We start from the raw sequence: 23887 nt of genomic DNA, 5'->3' as shown, positions 1-23887 counted from the left end.
AAATAGATAGGTGGAGGTGATCTTAATTACTACAAAAGAAAAAAATAATGGGATAAATAATAAAAAAGATAAAGCTATTCCATTTATTATAAGTAGTTCTTATCTCTTAACATTCCTAATTATTAGACTAGCTGTTATAATCGCTGGGTCTGCTGGAAGTGCGGCTTCAACTGCTGCCAAGACAGGAGATATACAGTTTTATATCGGCACAAATATTATACTTTTTGGATATCATATTCATCATTTATATATTGGTATAGTTTTAATTGCTTTAGCTGGCTGGTTTTCTATAACACAAACAGCATCTACAGATCGTAAAGATAATGCATTAATGTATGGGATTGGTTTAGGGTTGTTTATGGATGAAATTGGTTTATTATTAAGTTGGGGCGATTATTGGCACAGCACTACTTATCTATTAAGTTTACTTTTAGGTGGAGTTTTTATGAATATAATCTTTTTTCCAGATTTTTGGAAAGATTTAAGACCTCATCTTAAAAATTTTAATCCCAAAAATAAAATTCTACAACATTATGACTCAAATGTTTTAATCACGGGGGTGGACAAATTGGCAGAAGGAGTAGATAAAACTAATAAAATAACTTTAATATTTTCAGGTTTAATTTATATTATTGTTGGAATGCTAATAATTTCTAATCCTGAATTAGTTTATTACTGGGTAGCAGGAGGATTTTTTCTGCAGGGATTAACTAAATTTGTTGAAGCATGGAAAGCTTAAAATGATTATTAAAAAATAATAAAGCTCTATTAGAATTTAATTTCTGATAGAGCTTATAAATCTACTTAGCTATCTTATTTAATTAATATTACAAAAAAAATTCTTTTTAATTATTAAATCAACATAATTTTGGTTATATCAATGGAGCCGGTGACAGGACTTGAACCTGCAGCCTGTAGTTTACGATACTAATGCTCTGCCAGTTGAGCTACACCGGCATTTATCAAAAGGCTAGTACTATTCCACCTTCATTAGCATAAACTGTACTAATGCCTGCTGTTTCTACTATAATAATTTCTCTAAAATTATATTTCTCTGCTGCCTGATCCTTAATATATTCTGCTTTTTCCAAGGCATTACAGTGGGCAATCCCAAGCACTTTCTCTTCTAAATTTTCTCCCTTTTCTCCAATTTTATCGATCAACTTACTGATTGCTCTCTTACTTCCTCTTGCTTTATCAAGAAGAGTTATAGTTCCCTCAGGAGTAGCTCCTAAAACCGGCTTAATATTAAAAAATGAAGCAATCTTTCCTTTTAGTTTTCCCATTCTACCAGCTTTAATTAAATTATCAAGTGAATCTAATACAAATAGAGTTTGCATTTCATCAATATATTTATCAGCTTTTTCTACAATTTCATCTCTATTTAAACCAGCCTCAATTAATTCACCTAACTTATAAGCAATCATTGTTTCTCCAACAGTGGCACTAAATGAATTGAAAACTTTTACAAATTTATCTCCTGCTTCTTCTTTTAATAATTTTTTTGCAAGTACAGCATTTTGATATGTTGCACTAAGTTCTTTAGAAAGAGTAACTACAAAAATATTCTGATATTTACGATATAAATCTAAAAAAGGTCCTGGCCCTGGACTTGCAGTTTTAGGGGCTTCACTACTATTTCGCATTGCAGCTATTAAACTTTCTCGATCCAGATTCTCATCATCAACAAAATGTTTATCATCAATATCTATCGACAATGGTGCTGTTGAAATATCAAATCTTTTTCTTAATTCTGCTGACAGATCACAACAGCTATCAACTATTATCTTAAAATCCATAAAAAATTTACCTCCAACATATTTGTATTTTAATAGTGGTATTCTAGTATATAATTTTATCTCTATTAATAATAAAAATCAACCATTTATTGAAATTTCATTGCAAATAAGACATAGAAAAGCCCCGACTAAATTAATAGCCAGGGCAGTCTTACATTATCATATTAAATTATATAACATCAACATTCTCTGCTTGAGGTCCACGATCTCCTTCAACAATTTCAAATTCAACTTCCTGACCTTCTTCTAAAGTTTTAAAACCTTCCTGCTGAAGAGCAGAGAAATGTACAAATACATCGTCACCGTCTTCTCTTTCAATAAATCCATAACCCTTTTTCTCATCAAACCACTTTACTTTTCCTGTGTAAACCATATTAATATCTTCCTCCTAAATTTAACCTGAGTATGTGTAACTAGTTTAGAATACTCAGTGATTTAAATATATCATTATTGTTCTAATTTGTCAAATTTTTCTGACTCATGTGAAAGTTAATTTACTTTTAGTAAATCATGTCCTATGATATAATTTTAAAAGGAGGTAATTTGATGCTAAATTTTATATCTATAAATTTCATTTTTAATAATATTAATATTTTATTTTTAAGTACAGGATTTCTAATTACTCTTTTTACTCTACTTTCTAGCTGGAGTAAAATCAAACAATATAGATTATTATTTTTGTCTTTGTTTTTTTTATTTTTTATCAGCTTTAGTCTGGTTATTACTACAAAAAATTGGTTTATTTTTATGATTGGTTGGGAACTTGCTACATTAACTACTTCACTTATGCTTGCCTGGGATGATAAGAATATAGCCTGGGAATATTTTGTGATTCAATTTATAGGTGGTAGTTTTTTGATTTTAACAGTTTTAACTGCCTATACAAATGGGTATCCATACATTGGAGCAATAAATGAGCTATGGCTGCAGATAATGTTTATTATAGCATTAGGAGTTAAAAGTGCAATTATTGGACTTCATAGTTGGCTTCCATATATCTATAAAAATTCATCTGCTGGCTTTTGTGCTCTTTCTTCTGGATTAGTTGCAAAACTAGGATATATCACTCTTTTAAGAATTATAACTGAAGGTAATAGGTTTTTACTTTATTTAGGTATGATTATGATCTATTATGGAGGAATTAAAGCTCTTGAAGAAAAAAATTATAAATTGATTTTAGCATATAGTTCTATAAGTCAATTTGGTTTTATTACACTAGCCATAGGTAGTGGTAACATTTATGGATATTATGGTGCTGTTTTACATATTATTGCTCATGCTTTTGCTAAATCGACTCTATTTAATGGCGCCGGAATTTGGATTCAAGAATTCAATTCTACATCAATTTTTAATTTTAAACGCTGTGAAGTAAGGCAGAAAATAAATGCATTCAGTACTATACTTTCTTTTTTTTCTTTAATGGCATTTCCATTTTTTATAGGCGCTATAATAGCAAATATTTAATAAAGTATTCTTTAAGTTCAATTCCGATGTTTGAGTTTTTGCTGCATTTAGGAAGCATTCTGACAGTTGCCTATGCTTTAAAAATATTATGGATTATTATTTTTAAAGATCTTAAAGAATCAGAATTTGATTTTAAAACTAAAATCAAAAGCAACTATCAGCCAACTTTCATTGAAAATCTAGCAATTTTAATCCCATCTCTATCGTTAATCATCTTAGCTATTACAGCAAATATATATTTAAGTCACCAATTTAATTTCAATTACTTATCAGGTTTTTTCACTACTTTTATTTATCTAATTATTGCTTATTTGATTCGTTTTCCAATTATGTCTAGGATTAACCATTAAAAACTCAATTAATTTTTTATTATCAAATTATTATTACCGAATTAACTTTTTAATTACATTTTAAATTTTGAAATAGTCTTTGATAATTTTTCAGCCATCGCTGACAATTCTTTGGAGGCAATTATAATTTCATCTGTAGCAGCATTCTGCTTCTGACTTGAAGCCGCAACTTCTTCAGCATTAGCAGCTGCTGTCTCACTTGCAGAAGCAATTTCTCTAATTGCTCTATCTACATCATCACTGTTTGCAGCCATTTCTTCAGCTTTATTGTTTATATTTCTAATTATTCTGCTTAAAACTTCAGCTGTATGTTCAATATCTTCAAATGCTGTTCCGCTTTCTTCTATAGAATTAACACTGGAATCAACTACATTTCCTGTTTCTGCCATATTTCCTACAGAAGCCTCTACATCTTTTTGAATACCTTCTATTAATTCTGTGATCTCATCTGTAGCTTTATTTGATTCTTCTGCCAATTCTCTAATTTCATCTGCCACAACTGAAAAACCACGTCCAGCTTCACCAGCCCTTGCTGCTTCTATTGCTGCGTTTAAAGCAAGTAAATTAGTTTGAGATGAGATATCTTTAATCAACTTAACAATTTCCCCAATTCTCTTTGAAGATTCAGCTAGTGAATGAATAGCCTGTTCCACTTGTTCTGAATTGTTCTTAACTTTATTGATTTCAGCAGCAGATTTATCAATTGCCTGATTTCCTTTTTCTATATTCTCCATTACATTTACTGATTGTCTATCCATAGCATCCGAAGAAGTATTAATCATAGTGATTTGTTTAATCAATTCGTCCATTGTAGCTGAAGTTTCTTCAACTTGAACAGATTGCTCTTCAGTATTAGAAGCTACTTCCTGAATAGCTTTACTAACTTCATCTGCACTGGCTCCAACCTGATTACCGCTAGCAGATAATTCCTTGCTTGAAGCTGCTACTTGATCTGATACATCTCTAACCTCTAAAATCATAGATTTTAAACTATTTATCATTTCTGAAAATGAATTCGTTAGTTTGCCAATTTCATCTTTGCGTTTCAAATATTTATCTTCAATATTTAATGTGAAATCACCTGATGCAATTTTTTGTGCTGTTTCAGTAACGTAATTAAGAGGATTTGCTATGTATGTAGCAATTATGATTGCAACAATTATTCCAATTACTAAAGCCACTACAGAAATTATCAAACTACTCTTTTTTAAATTATTAATTGCTCCCATTACTTCTGATCGATCTGCTGTCATCGCCACAGACCAGCCATTAATTTTCACAGGATTATATGCTATTATTTTTTCTTGATCATCAATGTTGTAATTAACAACTCCACTTTTTTTAGCTATCATACTATTACTAATATCAACTAATTTCTGGTTTTGGGTTGCTAAGCTACTGTTTGCTATGTATTTTTCTAATGGATGAGCTATAGTTTTTTTATTTTGGTTAATAATCCATCCATAACCTGAGCCATTAATATTCATTTCAGAAATTAATTGCTGTAAATACTCAGTAGAAACAGTTCCAATTAAAACTCCTACCTGTTCTCCAAAATCAAAAATAGGTACAGCAATTGAAATGACTTTATCCTCAGTTAATTCACTTTTTCGAGCATTTGAATATTTGACATTTCCTGTTTTCACTGCCTGCTGAAAATATTCTCTATCTGAAATATTAATATTTCCTCCCCCAACAACATTAGCTCTCCCATCTAGCCTAGCAACTATTATATTTTCTAATTCTGAATGATCAGCTTCTTTAAGATGTCTTTCTTGACTGCTCCACATCATAGTTTTAACATTATTAGAATCAGCTAAATTTTTTAAAAATATTTCTATACCATTTAACCATTCATTAATAGTATTTGAATTTTGTCTGGCATTCTCTTTAGCACTTGCCATTATTGTTTGTTCTAAAATATTTTCAGATTGATTATATAAAGTTAAAGTTGTTCCACCTACAATAAATATAATCAAAATTGACATAGCAATTAAAATTTTCCCTTTGATTGAGTTAAACATTTCTATCCCTACCTTAATTTTATTTAATTAATTAAATTTAAAAATATTATCAAAATTATCTAGATTATATTTAAATTATATCATATAGTTAAGACAATGCAATTTTCAGAAAGTAATCAACTCTTGCTTTTAATATTTTTCTATGTTAAAATAAATAATGTTGATGCCGAAGTGGTGGAATTGGCAGACGCGACGGATTCAAAATCCGTTATCCTCACGGATGTGTGGGTTCGAGTCCCACCTTCGGCACCATTTTTATATTAGAGATTATGACCGTTCTTAATTGAACGGTCTTTTTCTATTTGTCACCAAATGGTTACACACTAATGCCATTTAATTTATTATTATAATATTAATTTACAAACTATCAATAAAAACGAAAGGAATTAAATATTATGAAAGCTGATTTAATCGTTGCAGGTGCTGGGCCAGCAGGACTTTTTGCTGCAATTCAAGCTGCAAAAAATCATCAAAATAAAGATATTATAATTCTAGAAAAGAACTCTAGTGCTGGAAAAAAACTTTTAATAAGCGGCTCTGGACAGTGTAATTTGACTCATGCAGGAGATATTTCTCTTTTTTTCGACCATTATGGAGAGAATTATACTTTTTTAATGGGTCCTCTTTATACGTTTGATAATCAACAACTAATGCGTTTTTTTGAAAATAGAGGAATTGAATTTAGAAAAGCAAGAGGCGGTAAAATTTTTCCTAAATCAAATAAAGCTTCAGATATCTTAAATGTTTTACTAAAAGAAGCTAAATCAAAAAACATTAAAATTATATATGATACAACTATAAAAAAAGTTAATTATACGAATAAATTATTTGAAATCAAAAGTGAAAATGAAGTTTATAAAAGTAAATATTTTTTACTTGCTACAGGAGGTAAATCATTTCCTAAAACAGGCTCAACTGGTGATGGATTTAAAATTGCTAAAAATTTAGGCCATAAAATTGTTGACCCCAGACCTGCACTAGCACCAGTAGTTATTAAAAATTATCAATTTAAAATGTTAAGCGGCATTTCTTTAAGAAATAAAAGAATTTCTCTTTGGCGAGATGGTCAGTTACTTAAAAGCTGGTCTGATGACCTGCTTTTAACTCACCGTGGTCTTTCTGGACCAGGAATAATAAACTATTCCCGTTATATGAAAAAAGGTGATTTGTTAAAAATCAAGCTGCTTAAATATAGCCAAGAAGAATTAGAAAAAAACCTCTTAAAAAGAATTGAAAGAGAAGGAAGATTAAATTTGCTAAATCTTTTAATTAAATATCCGCTGGCACAGAGACTGATTGAAAAAATACTTGAAATAGCAAATATTGATGGCAGCCAGAACGCTGCTCATTTAAGAAAAGATCAAAGAAGAGAAATCACAGAATTATTTTCAAGTTTAGAATTTGAAATCAAAAGCCTAGCAGATTTTAATCAGTCAATGGTAACAAAAGGGGGGATTGATCTCAATGAAATCAACCCTCAAACTATGGAATCCAAAATAATTAACAATTTATTTGCTGCCGGAGAAATTCTAGATATTGATGGTGATACTGGTGGTTATAATTTACAAGCTGCTTTTTCAACCTCTTATCTAGCAGGAAATAGTATTTTTGAATAAATTATAATCTTATAATGTAAATTGTGAAACCATTTTATTCAATTTTTCTACCATATTTACAAGGTCTTCTGATGCGCCAACGACAGTTTGAGTAGAAGCTTCCTGTTCTTCACTAGAAGCAGCTACTTCTTCAGCATTTGCTGCTGCCATTTCACTTACTTCTGAAATTTGATCTACTGCTTTTTTTACGTTTATACTATTTTTATTCATTTTTTCGACTTCATCTCTAATATTTTTTATTAAACTCTCTAAATCTTCTGCCTGAGTAGTAATTGCAGTAAATGATGAAGAAGTCTTATTAATTGCTTCAACACTTTCTTCAACTGTAACTTCATTTTCATTCATATTTTTAACCGCTGTTTCTACATCTTTCTGAATCGATTTAATTAATTTAGCAATATCTTTAGTTGCTTTAGATGATTGTTCTGCTAAACCTCTAATCTCTTCTGCTACAACTGAAAAACCTCTTCCAGCCTCACCCGCTCTAGCCGCTTCAATGGCAGCATTTAAAGCAAGTAAATTCGTCTGTTCAGAAATTCCATTTATTAAGTCAACTATCTCTCCAATTTCTTTTGAAGATTCACCTAATGAATTTATAGCTGTTGCTGTAGTTTTAGTATTATTTTTAACCCTAGAAATACTTACTTCAGTATTTTTTAAAGCCTTATTACCTGATTCAATATTATCCATTACGTTTTCTGCTCTTTGATTCATTTTAGCTGAACTATTATTAACTGAGTCAATTTGATCTCTTAATTCATTAATAGTTGCAGAAGTTTCTTCAACTTGAGCTGATTGTTCTTCTGCACCTGAAGCTACAGTCTGCATTGAATTACCAATTTCTTCAGCTGAAGCTGATAGTTCTTCGCCTGTTGCCGTTAACTCCTGACTAGACGCAGCGAGATTGTCTGACATTGAACTAATATCTTTTAACAAGTTTCTTAAAACATCTGCAAATTTGTTAAACCAAGCTCCTAGTTTTTCTATTTCATTTTTATTAACTCTTTGATATACTTTACACTCAGTACAGTCTTCATATTCACCAGTTTTAATTTTAGGACAGTGAACCTCCTTGCCAAATTCAGGTGCATATGAACCTACATCAAACCAGCATGTTACACCATCTCGTTCAAAATCAGGACAGCTATCCTCAGCACAATCCATAATCTCTGAACAATTAACAGTTTTTATAGGATAAGAAACATTTAAATTACCTAATGCTAAAGAAGCAAACATCCCCTCAAATCTTTCTAAAGGATCAAAAATTCTTTTTGCTACTAAAAATGTTATAATTAAAGTTAATATAATTCCAATTAATGAAATAATTAATGTATTTCTTGTTAATCTATTATATGTATTTGAAATTTGCTGGCGATCAAATGCTATTTTAAAAAAACCGCTAACTTCATTTTTGTAATCTCTAAAAGGTATTAATAACAAATTAGTATTATCTGTATTTTTAATTACCTTTTCTCCAGATTTAATTTTTTCAATATCTTTATCTTGTATCTCATAATTATCAGAATCAGAAGTACTTGCAATCCACTCACTCTTACTTTGATCCCAGGCCACATTTTCTTTATCAGCAAGCGAATATATGTAATAATCACCAGGAAAATCGTTTTTTATTTCATTTAAAAAGCCCTTTCCTAAACTAACACCAAATTCCACTGTTCCTAAATGATCACCTCTATATTCCACAGGTGAAACTACACGTAATCCATATCCCCCACGACCTTCTTCAATACCCGATACAAGTTCCTTCTCTGAATTAGCTTGATTAACCGTTAAACGGAATGAAGAAAGATCATCGCCATATTTACTTGGATTATGCAGCCTTAAAAAAGAAGTAGAATTTGGAAGATGAAATTGAAACTGTGCCATTTCTTCACTTATATCTTGGTAGGAATCAAGCAGCATTGACCTTAATAATTCTCGATCTCGATCAGCAAAAGCTGCCTGAACCGCTGTGTTTTTTGCAACCAGTTTTACTGCTACTTCTCCTTCTTCTAATAAATCATCTAGTTTGTTATTTACTGTTTTTGAGATAGCATTCAATTTTTCGACTTCTTGGTTTCGTAATTCATAACCCATACTATTAAAAATATAAGTACTTAAAATAATAATGATTATTACCATACTTATACCAATACTTAATAATAATAAATTTCTTAAAGATAAGTTAGACATTATTTTATTCATTTAATTTCCTCCATTATTTTTTTAATAATATATACAATTTTTAATAAAAAATTATAATATATTTAAAAAAGTTTAATTTTTACTTTTTTTTATTATATTATAAAAATATAAAATAATAATAATTATTGCAAATTTAAACCTATTAGTAATTTGTTCTTTATTATTTATTCAAATCCTGCTTTTATTTCTAAATTATATAACTAAAAGTAAAAACACCGGTCATCTGAATTTCATCAGACAACCGGTGCTCTTAAAATTAATCTTAATACCTATATATCGCTGAAATATCTGATTTTCCTGGCATTTCTTCTTTCCCTATTGAAAATACAGTCCCACCATTTTTTATAGTCTCAACTGCTGCATAATTATATAGGTCATAATCTTTATTATTTTTCATGATTTTAATTTCATTTTCATCTTCAACGAAAACTCCAGCTTTTTCGGCCTTTTTATTAATTAATAAAGTATCAATTTTACTGTAGTTTGCTGCTTCAACAATATCTTCTAGCTTATCTGAGGTTTTATCACTTGCTTTAAGCTCTAAATATTTTTCTTTAACATTTTTTATATAATCATTAAGATGGGGTTCTACAAGCTCCCAACTCTTTTCTCTGAGTTCTTTTTTGTTCATTTGTTTTGTATTACCACTTAAATTATCATCTAAAAGCATATCATAATTATTAATATTTTTATATAAAGAGAAGACACTATCATCAGCGGCAATAACCAAATACCTATCTTCTTTTAGTTCCAGGTTAATAACTCTATCTATTTCTTTAAGATAGTGTATTAAATCCTCATTATCGTCATCTGAGGCTCCTCCCTGACCATGGAAAACTGCTGATCCACCAGCTGTATTAACTGATTGATGTTTTTCAGCTGCTTTATCATCTAAATTTAAAAATTCTGTGATATTAAGAGGTAACTCTTCTAATTCAACTTTTTCAATATTATTGCGACTGCCCTGATAAAGAGAATTATGATTTGGACTTAAAGCCAACAAATAGTATTTTTGATTGTTTTGGAATTCTGAAATTAATTGTTTGAGATTAAAGTTATAACTTACATATGATTTATTATACGTATCAACTTCAAGTTTGAAATAATCAAATCTGTTTTCAGAAATAAATACTGCCAAACCCTCTTTCTGCTCCTGCCAAAAAGTGCTGTCAGCAGCCAAAGCATACGCTTCTTTTAAAAAATTATCAATATCTCGCTGCTTAAAACTCCAACTATTTTCGAGTTTTTCTTCTACCTCCTGCAGCAGATTTTTGAATTCAATTTCTAACTTTTTGAATTCTCCTTTATGCACAGCCTTAGTTGACATATAAATTGAAGTACAGGGACTCTCCTGACATTGAATAAAATCTTTTAAAACTTCCAGCTTAACTTCTGTCATAATTTTAACCCCCTATTAATTTAGATATACTACTCAATACTTCCTTTCATTTATCATTAAGACAATTAAGTTTTTAAAAATTAAGTTTTCTTCTCTAACCTTCTACTTATATTTTATCAAAAATTAAGAAAATTTAAAGTTATTTATTAACTTATAAACTGCCAATAGATTTTTGCTAAGGTCATAATCCCCTGTTTAATTGAAAATTGATTTAAAGCTGCTGGTGAAATTATGAGTTCATTACTTATCTTTCTACTAAAAAAACTATTATAATTAGGCAATAAGAGAGAATTTTTTTCAGCAAAAACTTTAAAATCGTGCTGATTAATATTCTGATTTAATATTAACTTGATAAAAAATAGTGAAGAATTATCTATACTTTCTATTCCTCTAAAATGGTCTTTAATTGTTTCTTCTAATAAGACTTTCCTGTTTTTTAAACGCTGTTTCAAATATTTTATTCTCTTATCCAAATAATTATTATCCAGATAATAACTTAAAAGATTATTAATTAAATTTTCTCCAGCCGAAAAATTATCTTTAGCTATAATATTGTTTAAAGAATAGTTATTTACAACTGATTGATGATCTAAGTTGCTTATTGCTTTTTTTCCTAAATAAACTAAACCTAAATTTAATCCTGTAAAAACTCTTTCTGTTAAAGCCTGAACTAAAATAATTTCTTCTCTATAATTGGATTCTAAAAGTTCTTTGATTTTATTATTAGTCTGATAAAGAGCGAAATACTCAACAATTATAACTTTAAATTTTAACATTTGTGCAAGCTCTAATAATGATTTTAATTTGGAAAGACTCCAGCTCAAAATACTTTTTTCAACTGATTCATCACTTATAATTAAATAATCAATAGTATTATTTTCTAAATAGTCCATTAAACTATCATAATCAGCAGAACTAACATTAAATTTAACTTTTTTGCCAGATAGATCAAAGTCAGCATCATTTTTAACATCTAGATCACTTGCATTTGAACAAAGAGAAGTAAATAGAGAATTATCATTGCCCTCTGTAAATAATAATTCATTATTTTCTCCAATCAAAGACATTAATATTTCTTGAAGTTGAATTTCCGAACTATAATAAAGTTTAGTTTTATCAATATTTTTATTTTTCGAATCCAAAAGCTTAAAATAACTTATTTTTTTATCTTTAATATTTTTAAAGATTTTACCTTGGAAATCTGAATAAAAACGGTCAAAAATTAAATCCCAAGCATACTCTTCCAAAAATTCAGCCCCATTTTCTGGGCCACTAAAATCAATGGTATTTTTCGAGATAAAAGATGTCTTAGAAGTTAATATTCGTAAGCGCTGATCATCACTGTTACTCTTTAAAGCTGCAGCAGGAGCAATATAGCTCCCACTGCCTTCTTTTTTATAAATTAAGTTTTCTGCGGCTAATAAGTCATACGCTTTAACAACAGTTTCTGCATTTACACTTAGACGGGAAGCAAGATTCCTAATTGAGGGCATTTTAGTATCTGGTGTATATTTATCTGCCAATATCTCCGCTCTAATTGCCTCATAGATTTGGGTATATAAATTTTCTTCTCCATCTCTTTGTAATTCGATTTCAAACATTTTGCTTCCCTCCATTAATTTAATTTTTCTTTATTAACTCTCCAATTTAAAAAAATATTATTCAAATTATACAGCTTCATTTTTTCTTTTAAAGAACTTAATTCCTTCATGTCCTAATAAGAAGATAGCTCCAGCTAAAACAACTCTACCCCAATCTGCTATAGTTACTCCTGCAAAACCCAGGAATGAATTAATTGGAGAATAAATTACTAAGAGTACCATTGCAATTGAAATCAAAATAGAATAAATCATTTTTGTATTGCTAAAGAAATTCTTATTGAAAATACTCTCAAATTCATATCGACGGGACATAATATTAACCCACTGAGAAAAAGCAATTGTTAAAAATGAAATTGTAGTCCCTCTGGCATAAAGCTTTGTACCTTCACGAACTACTTCGCTTTGAGCATTAATAAACAAATAAAAGTTTGTAAAAGCCAGCCCCCCCATCAGCAGAGCCAAAAACATTATCTCACTAAAGCTTTGCTTATTGACTATATGCTCATCCTGCGATCGCGGGGGTGACTTCATTAAATGCTCAGATGCCGGATCAAAGGTCAGTGCAGTCAGTGGTAAAATCTCAGCTATCAGGTCAATTGAAAGAATCTGAATAGCCATAATTGGAATCGGAGTTCCTAAAATAGCTGCCGCTAAAAGACCTAAAAGTACAATTGTCAGTTCTGCTCCGTTTGTTGTCAGAGACGCAATAACAGTTTTCTTTAAGTTATTATAAATATTTCTTCCTTCTTTGATAGCATAAACCAGAGTTGGAAAACTATCATCAAGTAATATCAGCTCTGATGCCTCTTTAGAAACATCTGTACCCATCTGTCCCATGGCTACTCCAATATGAGCACTCTTAAGGGCAGGAGCATCATTAACTCCGTCACCGGTTACTGCCACAATTTTCTGCTGTTCTTTTAAATTCTTAACAATTCGCAGTTTATTTTCCGGTGAAACCCTGGAAAAAATAAGTGACTCATTCTTTTCCATCAACTGTCGCAGTTCCTTTTCACTCATCTCTTCTAAATCCTCACTAGTAAATACAGGTACATCCTGATCATCAATTGAAAGACTAATTTCTTTGCCAACAGCCTGTGCTGTAATTGCATGATCACCAGTCATCATATAAGTATCAATATGGGCCGCGTGTGATTCCTGTATGGCCTCTCTTACCCCTTCTTTAGGAGGATCAATCATTGCTACCAGACCAAGAAAAATAACATCCTTCTCAATTTCTTCTAAAACATAATCTGTCTCATCATCTTCTAATTTTCGGTAAGCAATAGCTAGAACACGCATTGCATCTTTAGAATATTTTTCATTTAACTTATTTAATCTTTCTTTGTCTTCTTCTGTAATCTCAACTACTTCCCCATCTTTAAAAATATGTTTGGAGACTGAAAGCACACTGCCTAATGCACCTTTCATCTTAAGATAATTTCCATCTTCAAATTCTCTGATTGAACTCATTCTTTTACGGTCTGAATCAAAACTAAATTCATGTAACTCGGGATTTTCCTCATCTTCTGTTGGAGAACGGGTACCTAACTTTGTGGAAAGAGTAATTAAAGCTGCCTCAGTTGGATCACCAATTGCATACCAGCCTGGATGTTCATCATCTGGCTCATGAATTTCTGCATTAGAAGCCATAGTAGCAGCATCAAATATAATTTCCATTTCAGCAATTTCTGCTTCAGTCAAAGGTTCTCCATCTTCACCTAAAAGTTTTCCTTCAGGTTCATAACCAAGACCAGTAACCTCATATTCTTTACCATCAAAATACACCTTTTTAACTGTCATTTCATTTTTAGTTAAAGTACCAGTTTTATCTGTACAAATTACATTAGTTGAACCTAAAGTTTCAGCAGATGATAATTTTTTTACAACTGCGTTTTTACCTGCTAGACGATCAACACCCTGAGAAAGAGCAACTGTCACCTGCATTGGCAAAGCCTGAGGCACAACAGCAACTGCAATCCCCAATGCATAAATCAAAGCAAAATCTAAACCATAACCCTGATAGATACTGACTCCAAATAAAGCCAAAGCAATAATTACAGCAAAAAAAGCAATTTTATTGGCTACTGACTGCAGTTCAGACTGCAGAGGAGATTTAGATTTATCTTCTTCCTGAGTCATAGAAGCAATCTTACCCATTTCAGTTTCCATACCAGTCCTGACAACTACCCCTTTGGCTGAACCGGAGGCAACTGTTGTTCCCAAATAGGCCATATTGTCTCGATCAGCAAGTGGTCTTTCCTCTTCGATATGATTTGATTCCTTCTCCTGAGGCATTGATTCACCTGTCAGAGAAACATCATTTGTTCTTAAATTAAATGCTTCAATTATTCTTAAATCAGCTGGAATCTTATCTCCTTCTTCAAGACTAACAATATCTCCTACAACTAATTCTTCCTGAGTGATTTCTCCAATTTGATCATCTCTAATAACTTTGGAAGGAGAGTTTACCAATTTATTTAAAGAATCCATAATTTTTTCAGCTTTATATTCCTGTCTAAAACCAATTAAAGAGTTAATCACTGCAATAATCATCATAATTGTTCCATCACGGTAACTCCCAATTGCAAAAGACATAACTGCTGCTACTAAGAGCAAAATAACTAAAACATCTTTAAATTGCTCAAAGAAAATTCTAACTAAAGATTTTTCTGCCTTAGCCTGCAGAACATTCTTACCATCTTTTTCTAACCTCTTTTTTGCTTCAGCAGCACTTAAGCCTTTTTTTGAAGTTCCTAAATCTTCTAGAACATCTTTGGCTTTATCTCTATAAAACTCTTTTTCTGCCATCTAGATCACCTCTAAATTATATTATTTTAGTATTTAATACTAATTATAACATTTTTTTAATGAATTAAAAGTTCATAAATTACTAATTTATTTTAAAATTTTCAACCTGAAAGTACTTTTCTCGATGTTCTTTATGGCCAGTTTCTTTTGCGAGTCGATAAATTTTATGATTTAAAAACTTCTTATCTTCCTGCTCTAATACATTTTTATCAAAACCACCTAAAATATAATGACTAAATTTCCAGACCTCTTCCTTGACATCTTTAGGACTTCCTTCAGCAACAATCACAAGCGCATCAATTATCGAACCTGCAACTGAAACATCCTGACTTCCATAGTGACTGAGCTGATAAAATGTTTTATAAAGCAAGTCCCAAAATGAAATGTCCTCTAAAATAAAGCAGAGTTCATCTTTTTCATTATAATAATAAGTGTTTTCTAAGTTAGCAACAGCAATCCTAGATAAAACCCATCCCAACTGATTAATGCAAAATATTGCAGTATTAGGATCATTAATTCCAGGAGAAATTGCTCTTAAAGCCACTTCTGTTAATTTTAAAAGTCCAAACTCTATATCATTTTTTTTGCTTCTCTCGTTGCTGATTACCAGCCTTTCCCTGATTTTATTTTTTATTTCTTCCAGCTCTTCTTCACTAAAACTCTCTGCATCCTCATTTAGCTGCCAGATTTTAAAAACAATTGTATTTTCTGTTACATAATCACCAATCATCTTTTCAGCTCGAATAATTATATCATATTGATCTGCCATTTTAGTTAATTCAATATCGTAAATAACCTGAATATAACCACTCTGCTGAGGATGAATCTCACAAAATTTGCGATCAGTTATTTCTTTTAAATTATCAGGTGGATCATTACGAATCTGATCATTACTGTTATTTCTTTCCTCTATTTTATCTACTATTTCAATGACCTCTTCTTTTAAACTTTCAATCAAAAGATTTACCTGGACAGAGTTAGCTGCATGATGAATAAAATAAACAAAATAACCTAAACATACAATTGCTACAATAACACCGATCATTGCAGAAAATATAATAGATTCTCCACTTCCCTGCAGGCTATCATCAATAAAAAGTAAGGTTAATATTGAATAAATAAAACCAGCAAGAAAAACTCCTAAAACTTTTAATGTCACTTTGTTTTTAAGGAAATCCTGCATTGTTCGTGGTGAAAATTGAGATGAATACATAGTAAGCACAACCATGATTGTAGAAAATGAAACTGTTATCATAGCAAACAAAGAACCAGCGATTGTAGATAAAATGGTTTTTGATAAATCATATGATGTGAAGAAAAATGCTGGTAAAACATTTACTAACGTTTGAGTATATTGATATTCAATAAAAATTACAATCATTGAAACTACAGCAGCAGATATTGCATAAATTGATGGAATAAAATATATTTTATTTTCTATGTTGTGAATAAATTTAAATTTCAATATAAAACATTCCTTTATATATTATTTTCTTAAATAATTATTTTTTATTTATCCTCTATCATTTAATTTCAACATAATTATTTAATCTCCTTTTTTATTGGTAATATAATAAATCTTATACTCAGATAAAAAAACCCCTTTCTAAAAAACAGATTCTAAATTAACCTGTCTAATAAAAAGGGAGGGGTATAACAATATTTATTTAGAAACAAAATAATGAACATACTAGTTTTTGAATTATTATTTTATTAGTCTTGCTTTGTCTCCTTTAGAAAATAAACATGCATTTGCTTCATCATAATCGATATGCATATTCAAGCTGTATTCTTCATTAACTCTAATAAGAACATCTTTAAAAACAACTGGCCTCTCAGTTAATGCTTCAATTGAAACAATATCTCCATCTTTAACTTCAAGTTTTTCAGCATCTTCGGGAGTCATATGTATATGTCTTTTTGCAATAATAACTCCTTCTTCTAATTTAATTACATTTTCAGCAGAAGCTATAAAAACCGAAGCACTATCTTTAATATCCCCTGAAAATCTTAATGGGGCATCAATTCCTAACTGAATTGAATCTGTTTTAGAAAGCTCTACCTGAGAATGTGATCTTGCCGGCCCTAAAACTGCTGCCTTTTCAATTATTCCTTTTTTCCCAATTAATTTTACTTTTTCTTCCGCAAGAAATTGACCTGGTTGAGATAACTCCCTTTTTGGAGTTAGTCTATATCCTTTACCAAAAAGCTGATCAACATGATCCTGACATAAATGAACATGTCTACCTGATGCTTCTAATGTTACAGTTTTTTCATTATTAGTACTTGATTTTATATCTTCTCCTAAAGTTTCTTTAATTATTTTTTTAATTTGCGCTTTCAATTCTGATTCTAACATTATTAATCACCTCTATATTAAAAATTTTCACTGCTAAACCATTAATCCACTTTCAAATTATTGATTTGAGATGTAATTTGATAATTTATCAATTCCTTTTCCAGTCAAAGAACTAGTTAAAAATATTTTTTCAGCTCCTGCCATTTCCAAGATATCTTTAGCGTATTCGATATCAGCCTCTTCTGCATCAGTTTTAGTTACAATCCCAATTACAGGTCTAGCAAATATTGAAGCAAATGTAGGTGGGAAAAAAAACTGGTCTGCAGTAGCATCGGCTATTAAAGCAATTATTTTAGCTTCTTGAGCAGCTGAAATTAAAGCTGTGTAATACTGTCTGTTTTCTATATATTCTCCCGGGGTATCTATAACTTGCTCTTCAAACTCTAAACTTTGGGTTCTAATATCAATTTCTTGATATTTTTTTCCCTTCAATACTCTTAATAAAGTAGTTTTACCGGCTTTTGTGCCACCAATCAAAATTATATCTTTCATGCCTTATGACCTCGTGATTTCTGTTATGTCAAAGCCTAAAACATTTTCTAATAAATTTAAAATATTTTTAAGAGCAGATTCAACACTTGATACTTTTCCACTTATTACTAAAGAACCACTAAAACGATCAATAAACCCAATTTTTATATCTGCATTTTTACTTGCAGAATCTGCAGCAATTATAGCCGCTTCACTTGGAGTAATAGTTAAAATTCCTAGAGCTTCGTGTTGTTCATTTAAACCAATTTTTTTATAAATATCAGCTGAAGGATGGGCAATTAAATGAACCAGAGTCACCTGTTTTCCTGGAACATATTCTTGTATTACTCTGTCTTTTCTATTATTTGATTCGGACATGTTATCTCCTCCAGAAATTAAGTTATTCATATTATCTATCCTTTATCAAAATATCAATAAGCTCTTCTCAATATTTTTATAATATCTTTTTTTTCTATAGAGCGTGGATTACTTTTTAACATTAATTTTTCTTTTAGAGCTAATTCTGCTATATACTCAAATTTATCTACTCCAAAATCATTTAAACTATAATCTAAACCAATATCTTTTTTGATTTTTTTTATTTCTTCTATCCCTTTACAGGCTGCTTCCATTTCAGTCATATTTTCAATATTTACCCCAAATAAATATGCAATATTAGCAAATTTAGCTGGATTGGCAATAATATTAAACTCCATAACATATGGCAAAATCATTGTATTTGCTAAACCATGAGGAATATTAAATTGACCCCCTAAAGGATGAGAAATTGCATGTACCAGTCCTAATCCACAGTTACTTAATGAAATACCTCCGAATAAGCTGGCAAGTGACATTCCTGCTCGTGCTTCCATATTATTTCCATTTCCTACAGCAGGTCTAAGATAGTTTTTTACCATCTCAATCCCTTTGGTTGCAATCATTTCAAAAGGCAAAACTGCAGCATGAGAAACATATGATTCGATACAATGACTTAGTGCATCCATTCCACCAATTGCAGTTAATTGTGGTGGTAATGTTTTAGTCATAATAGGGTCAACAATACTAATATCTGGCGCTAGATTTTCATCAGCTACAGCAAATTTCTTTTTAGTATTTTCATCTTTTATTACAACTGCTTTAGTAACTTCACTTCCGGAACCAGAAGTAGTAGGGATTGTAATTAAAGGTAATTTATCAACACTTATTTTATCGGCTAATTCCACATTTGAAAACGAAGCTCTAATTGCTTTAGCTGTATCAATAGGGCTACCTCCGCCAACTGCTACTAAAGCATCTACCTTATTTTCTAAAAGAAATTTAATCCCAGAATTGACTATCTCAATAGTTGGGTCCGGTTTTACTTGATCAAAAATAAAATACTCAAAGTCAGATTTCTTAAGTATTTTTTCAACCTTATCAATTAATCCAGCTTCTATAATTCCTTTATCGACAACTAGCATAATTCTTTTTACTCCAAAAGATTCTAAGCTATCATTTAATTTTTCTATTTTATTTTCACCAAATATTATTTTTGTTTTTATTTGAAATTCAAAATTAAATAAACTCATTAATCCACCCCCTACTGAAAATTAAAATACTACTCTACAAAAATGTAATCCGACTTATATTAGTGACCTTCTCAATTAAAAACTAATGACTTATATAATGGAAAAACCATCCACTAATACACATCTTCTTTTTCTAGTAAAACTTCTAGCAGAAGTTAATCCTTCTCCAGTAGGTCCTGCAATAGTAAAGGTAGCATATCCCTCTCCACCAGCTCCAATACCAGCATATGAAGGCGCATTTTTTACATAGATAGTTGTTTCAATTTTCTTTGCAAATTTTGTTAGATTATCTACATTTTTAGAATGAATAATTGCAGTATGACGATTCCCTTCTTCAATGTCAACTCCCATCTCCATTGCTTCATTAAAATTCTTAGCTCTAACTAGAGGAATAACTGGCATTAATTGTTCTTTTTGAACAAATGGATGCCTTAAATCTACATCGACAATTACCAAACGTAGATCTTCGCTTTTTGCTTTCAAGCCGGCTTTATTTAAAATAAAAGCTGCATCTTTTCCAACTAAAGCTTTATTAATTGAACCATCATCATTTAAAATTACTCTTTCTAAAGCTTTTATATCATGTACTAGCTGCGCATTTTGATTAGTCATCTCATTTAATAAAGAATCAGCAATGCTTTCTAAAGCAACAATAGCTTTTTCTGAGGTGCAGGGCAGATTATTATCAAAACTCGCCCCATTTATAATATCTTTTGCAACCCTTTTTAAGTCAACTGTGTCATCAACTAAAACAGGCGGATTACCAGCTCCAGCGCCAATGGCTTTTTTTCCTGACGAAAGAGCAGCATTAACTACACCAGGGCCACCTGTTGCAACGATCATTGCAATTCTGTCATCTCTCATACAACTTTCTACTGTTTGAAGAGTTGGCTCATTAACAGCAGTCAGTAAATTTTCTGGTCCCCCCGCCTCCATAATTACCTTATTTAATACTTCAATAATATATTTAGAAACTTTTTTAGCTCCTGGATGACTATTAAAAACAACTCCATTACAAGATGCAATCATTGATATAGCATTAGAAATAATAGTTTCTGTTGGATTTGTAACAGGTGCAATAGAACAGATTACTCCAAAGGGAGCTTCTTCTACAATTGTTAACCCTTTTTTTCCGCTAAAAGCTTCAGTTCTTAAATCTTCTGTACCAGGAGTCTTATTTATTGCTAAATTGTTTTTAATTATCTTATCTTCAATACGCCCCATATCTGTTTCTTCCACAGCCATTTCAGATATTTTTTCTACGTGTTTTGAAACGTTTTTTCTGATAGATTTAATAATTTTTTCCCTTGCTTCAGTAGAATAATTTAACTGAAGACATGCTTGTGCTTTTACTGCTTCAGCTATAGCTTCATCCATTGTTGAAAAAATCCCATAATTAATTTTAGTATTAAAATCATTAGAGTTCTGTTTATTATTTAGTGAACTTATTACTTGATTTACAATTTTATCTAATTCATTTTCCTTAATTTTCAATTTCTTTCCTCCTTTTTTAGTTACTTGTATATCTATTTTTAAAGAATTTAAACTTCAGCTTTAAAAATCACCTGAATATTTTTTTAGCTTATTATTTTTTTTGGAGTTAACTTATCAGTTGTTTCAACTAATAAATCAACAATACTTCGCACCTGATACTCTAAACTTAATTTACTAATAAAATTTTTGAATTCTTTAATAGTTTTTAAGTCTTTATTCTTAGCAAAAAGTTCTTCAGCAAGTTCAATAATAAAGCCCTGACCAACTGCTCTTGTTTTTAAATTAGATATTTGTTTAAAATCAAGACATAAACCAGCCTCATAAATTCTCATAATAATAGTACAGGCAGTTAGGGAAATAACTTCAGATAAATATTCTTTAAAATAATTATTTAAATACAAATCATTACAATCAGAATGTTTTTTTACCAAATCAGAATATTTGTTTTTATATTTATTATAAATCTCTTCAAGTAAATTTAATAAATAATCCTGGTAATCTTTTTTCTTTGGGTCATACTCCATTCCAATTATTGAGCTGTAATTTAATATTATATTTGATAATAATCTTGCCATATCATAAGATGCTGGCCCATACATTGCATATTCACTATCAAATATTTTAATTTTATCTTTACATACAAAAATATTTGAGGTATGTAAATCTGCATGAACTAAACACTGCTTTTTGCTTTTAAATATTGATCTTATTTTTTCAACTTCTTTTATAACAAATTCTTTATTTCTAAATACTTCAATTTTTTCTTTTAAAAGAGGATTTATCTCCTTATTTAAAGCTTCAAGCAGTGACCCCCTAAAAAGAAGCTTATCCCATACTTCAATACCTTTAGATTTATTAAAAAAATCAGATAATATATTAAAATCTTCTATTTCTAAAAATAATTTTGAAGTGAAAAAATCTTTTTTTGCTAAAAATTCACCTAGTTGTTTTCCCAGATGATCAAATTTTTTACCCCTGATAAATGCACTTCTTAAAATCTCAAACCCATAAATATATTCAATTAAAAGAATATTTTTTTCTCGATCAAAATAATATATTTTAGGTACATATCCTGGACAAATTAACCCCATTAACTTTATTGAAAAATACTCCGAATATATCCTCTCTTTAGGCAGTGGTATATATACATTATCTTCTGCAGCCTGCCTAACAAAAGGTAATACCTGTTTAAAAATAACCTTTTTATGATTCTCTTTATCTTCAAGTAAAATCAAATTATTAGCAAGACTATTTACACTTAAACTTTGAGAATGCAGGTTAGAGGCAGTAATTCTGCTGTTTGGTTTAAATAAATCTGTATTTTCCTTTATATATTTTGCTGCATCTTCTTTTTTAATCAGATCATTTAACAGCATCACTTAGCCTCCCCCAGTCAGTCCTTTTCAACTCTATACCTTTCCAGTATCTCTTTAAACTAAATTGATTTTACTTAGTGATATTAATTGTTTTCATTAAGAATATCAATAATTAAATTTTTTATGTTATTTTCTATAATTTTTTTAGCTTCTCTTGCTATAACTAATTCTTCATTTGTAGGAATTATATATACATCAACAGCTGAAGAATCTGAACTGATTTTTATTTCTTTTCCTCTACTTTTGTTCTTATCTTGATTAATTATTATTCCCAAATTTTCAAGATTGGATAGTATTTTAGCTCTAACATCTACTGCATTTTCTCCAATACCTGCAGTAAAAATCAAAAGATCAACTCCATCCATTAAAGCTATATAAGCTCCAATATATTTTTTTACCCTTCTACAGAAAATATCAATAGCAAGCTCTGCCCGTTTGTTCCCCTTTTCTGCAGCTTCAGTTAGTTCTCTAAAATCATTACTTAAACCAGAGATACCGAGTACTCCACTTGCTTTATTAAAAGCCTGATCTACCTCTTCAATTGTCATGTTTCTTTCTTTCATTATATATGGAATTATACCCGGGTCTAAATCGCCTGGTCTTGTCCCCATAACAAGACCTTCTAAGGGAGTGAGACCCATACTTGTATCAATAACCTTACCGTGATCTATAGCTGCCACACTAGCACCATTACCCAAATGACAGGTGATTATTTTCAGGTCATAATATTCTTTATTTAAAATTTCTGCACCACGCTCAGAAACATACTTATGAGAAGTCCCATGAAATCCATATCTCCGGACTCCATTTTCTTGATACCACTCATAAGGCAGAGCATAGAGAAAAGATTCAGCAGGCATTGATTGATGAAATGCTGTATCAAAGACTCCAACATCAGGAGTCTTAGGCATTAATTTTTTGCTAACTTCAATACCTATAATATTTGCAGGGTTATGAAGTGGAGCCAGTTTAATATTTTCTCGAAGTGCATCTATCACTGCCTTAGTGATTAATACTGAACCAGAAAATTTTTCACCTGCATGTACAACTCTATGGCCAACAACATTGATTTCATCCATATTTTCTATAACACCATGTTCTCTGCTCTGAAGAACTTCTAAAACGAGCTCAATTGCCTGGTTATGATCTTTAATATTTTCTTCAATAACTATTTCGTCACAGTTAGAAGTATGTTTTAAAAATGAAATTTCTTCGCCAATTTTTTCAACCAACCCTTGAGCGATAACTTTTTCATTTTTCATATTTATTAACTGATATTTTAAAGAAGAACTTCCACAATTCAGCACGAAAACATTCATAAACACCTTTCCCTTCTATGACTAATACACTTTT

At 30.3% G+C, this 23887-nt stretch carries 19 protein-coding genes and 2 tRNA genes; 5 read left to right on the top strand and 16 right to left on the bottom strand.

Annotated features, from left to right (window positions below; all coding sequences use genetic code 11):
• Positions 1-16: 16 nt before the first annotated feature.
• Positions 17-739, top strand: coding sequence for a hypothetical protein (locus tag HSACCH_RS01495; RefSeq protein WP_005487307.1), 723 nt, complete (start codon positions 17-19; stop codon positions 737-739).
• A gap of 142 nt (positions 740-881) precedes the next feature.
• Here the strand turns inward: HSACCH_RS01495 and HSACCH_RS01490 are convergent.
• The 3 genes from HSACCH_RS01490 to HSACCH_RS01480 form a co-directional block, all read right to left on the bottom strand.
• Positions 882-957, bottom strand: a tRNA-Thr gene (locus HSACCH_RS01490).
• A gap of 5 nt (positions 958-962) precedes the next feature.
• Complete coding sequence (locus HSACCH_RS01485) at positions 963-1799, bottom strand: DegV family protein (RefSeq protein WP_005487306.1); 837 nt, start codon at positions 1797-1799, stop codon at positions 963-965.
• Positions 1800-1968: 169 nt separating this feature from the next.
• The gene (locus HSACCH_RS01480; protein ID WP_005487305.1) at positions 1969-2172 is read right to left on the bottom strand and encodes a cold-shock protein; all 204 of its coding nucleotides are present in this window, start codon (positions 2170-2172) and stop codon (positions 1969-1971) included.
• A 173-nt stretch (positions 2173-2345) separates the two neighbouring features.
• On the opposite strand from HSACCH_RS01480, the gene HSACCH_RS01475 reads away from it, so the two are divergent.
• Positions 2346-3263 carry a proton-conducting transporter transmembrane domain-containing protein gene (locus tag HSACCH_RS01475; protein ID WP_005487304.1) on the top strand — a complete coding sequence of 306 codons (918 nt, stop codon included), beginning with the start codon at positions 2346-2348 and terminating at the stop codon, positions 3261-3263.
• A 26-nt stretch (positions 3264-3289) separates the two neighbouring features.
• Positions 3290-3613 carry a hypothetical protein gene (locus HSACCH_RS14100; RefSeq protein ID WP_005487303.1) on the top strand — a complete coding sequence of 108 codons (324 nt, stop codon included), beginning with the start codon at positions 3290-3292 and terminating at the stop codon, positions 3611-3613.
• Positions 3614-3666: 53 nt separating this feature from the next.
• On the opposite strand, the gene HSACCH_RS01470 is transcribed toward HSACCH_RS14100, so the two are convergent.
• A complete protein-coding gene (locus HSACCH_RS01470; protein WP_005487302.1) occupies positions 3667-5637 on the bottom strand; it encodes a methyl-accepting chemotaxis protein in 1971 nt (656 codons plus the stop codon).
• A 165-nt stretch (positions 5638-5802) separates the two neighbouring features.
• Here HSACCH_RS01470 and HSACCH_RS01465 point away from each other — a divergent pair.
• Positions 5803-5889: transfer RNA gene (locus HSACCH_RS01465), tRNA-Leu, on the top strand.
• Between the two features lie 143 nt (positions 5890-6032).
• Positions 6033-7253 carry a BaiN/RdsA family NAD(P)/FAD-dependent oxidoreductase gene (locus tag HSACCH_RS01460; protein WP_005487300.1) on the top strand — a complete coding sequence of 407 codons (1221 nt, stop codon included), beginning with the start codon at positions 6033-6035 and terminating at the stop codon, positions 7251-7253.
• 9 nt (positions 7254-7262) lie between these two features.
• Here HSACCH_RS01460 and HSACCH_RS13510 read toward each other — a convergent pair whose 3' ends face one another.
• The 12 genes from HSACCH_RS13510 to HSACCH_RS01400 form a co-directional block, all read right to left on the bottom strand.
• Entirely contained in the window at positions 7263-9455 is a 2193-nt protein-coding gene (locus HSACCH_RS13510; protein ID WP_005487298.1) for a methyl-accepting chemotaxis protein, read from the bottom strand.
• Positions 9456-9717: 262 nt separating this feature from the next.
• Positions 9718-10854, bottom strand: a complete 1137-nt coding sequence (locus HSACCH_RS01450; protein ID WP_005487297.1) for a baeRF7 domain-containing protein — start codon at positions 10852-10854, stop codon at positions 9718-9720.
• A 146-nt stretch (positions 10855-11000) separates the two neighbouring features.
• Positions 11001-12455 (bottom strand): GntR family transcriptional regulator, encoded by a 1455-nt coding sequence (locus tag HSACCH_RS01445; protein WP_005487296.1) that lies wholly within the window; start codon positions 12453-12455, stop codon positions 11001-11003.
• A gap of 66 nt (positions 12456-12521) precedes the next feature.
• Positions 12522-15266: a cation-translocating P-type ATPase gene (locus HSACCH_RS01440; RefSeq protein WP_005487295.1), complete on the bottom strand. Its 2745-nt coding sequence runs from the start codon at positions 15264-15266 to the stop codon at positions 12522-12524.
• Positions 15267-15348: 82 nt separating this feature from the next.
• Positions 15349-16731, bottom strand: coding sequence for a DUF2254 domain-containing protein (locus tag HSACCH_RS01435; protein WP_040476912.1), 1383 nt, complete (start codon positions 16729-16731; stop codon positions 15349-15351).
• A 240-nt stretch (positions 16732-16971) separates the two neighbouring features.
• Complete coding sequence (gene pduL / locus HSACCH_RS01430) at positions 16972-17625, bottom strand: phosphate propanoyltransferase (RefSeq protein ID WP_005487292.1); 654 nt, start codon at positions 17623-17625, stop codon at positions 16972-16974.
• Between the two features lie 57 nt (positions 17626-17682).
• The gene (locus HSACCH_RS01425; RefSeq protein ID WP_005487291.1) at positions 17683-18117 is read right to left on the bottom strand and encodes a EutP/PduV family microcompartment system protein; all 435 of its coding nucleotides are present in this window, start codon (positions 18115-18117) and stop codon (positions 17683-17685) included.
• A 3-nt stretch (positions 18118-18120) separates the two neighbouring features.
• The gene (eutS, locus tag HSACCH_RS01420; protein ID WP_005487290.1) at positions 18121-18474 is read right to left on the bottom strand and encodes an ethanolamine utilization microcompartment protein EutS; all 354 of its coding nucleotides are present in this window, start codon (positions 18472-18474) and stop codon (positions 18121-18123) included.
• 53 nt (positions 18475-18527) lie between these two features.
• Positions 18528-19664 (bottom strand): iron-containing alcohol dehydrogenase, encoded by a 1137-nt coding sequence (locus tag HSACCH_RS01415; RefSeq protein WP_005487289.1) that lies wholly within the window; start codon positions 19662-19664, stop codon positions 18528-18530.
• Positions 19665-19754: 90 nt separating this feature from the next.
• Complete coding sequence (locus tag HSACCH_RS01410; protein ID WP_005487288.1) at positions 19755-21158, bottom strand: aldehyde dehydrogenase family protein; 1404 nt, start codon at positions 21156-21158, stop codon at positions 19755-19757.
• Between the two features lie 83 nt (positions 21159-21241).
• On the bottom strand, positions 21242-22534 hold the full coding sequence (locus HSACCH_RS01405; protein ID WP_005487287.1) for a phosphotransferase: 1293 nt from the start codon (positions 22532-22534) through the stop codon (positions 21242-21244).
• 83 nt (positions 22535-22617) lie between these two features.
• Positions 22618-23853, bottom strand: coding sequence for an acetate/propionate family kinase (locus HSACCH_RS01400; RefSeq protein ID WP_005487285.1), 1236 nt, complete (start codon positions 23851-23853; stop codon positions 22618-22620).
• Positions 23854-23887: the final 34 nt, after the last annotated feature.

This window comes from Halanaerobium saccharolyticum subsp. saccharolyticum DSM 6643, assembly GCF_000350165.1.
GTDB classification, from domain to species: Bacteria; Bacillota; Halanaerobiia; order Halanaerobiales; family Halanaerobiaceae; genus Halanaerobium; species Halanaerobium saccharolyticum.
The sequence above is the reverse complement of the archived record's forward strand: the minus strand, read 5'-3'. Positions and strand labels throughout refer to the sequence as shown.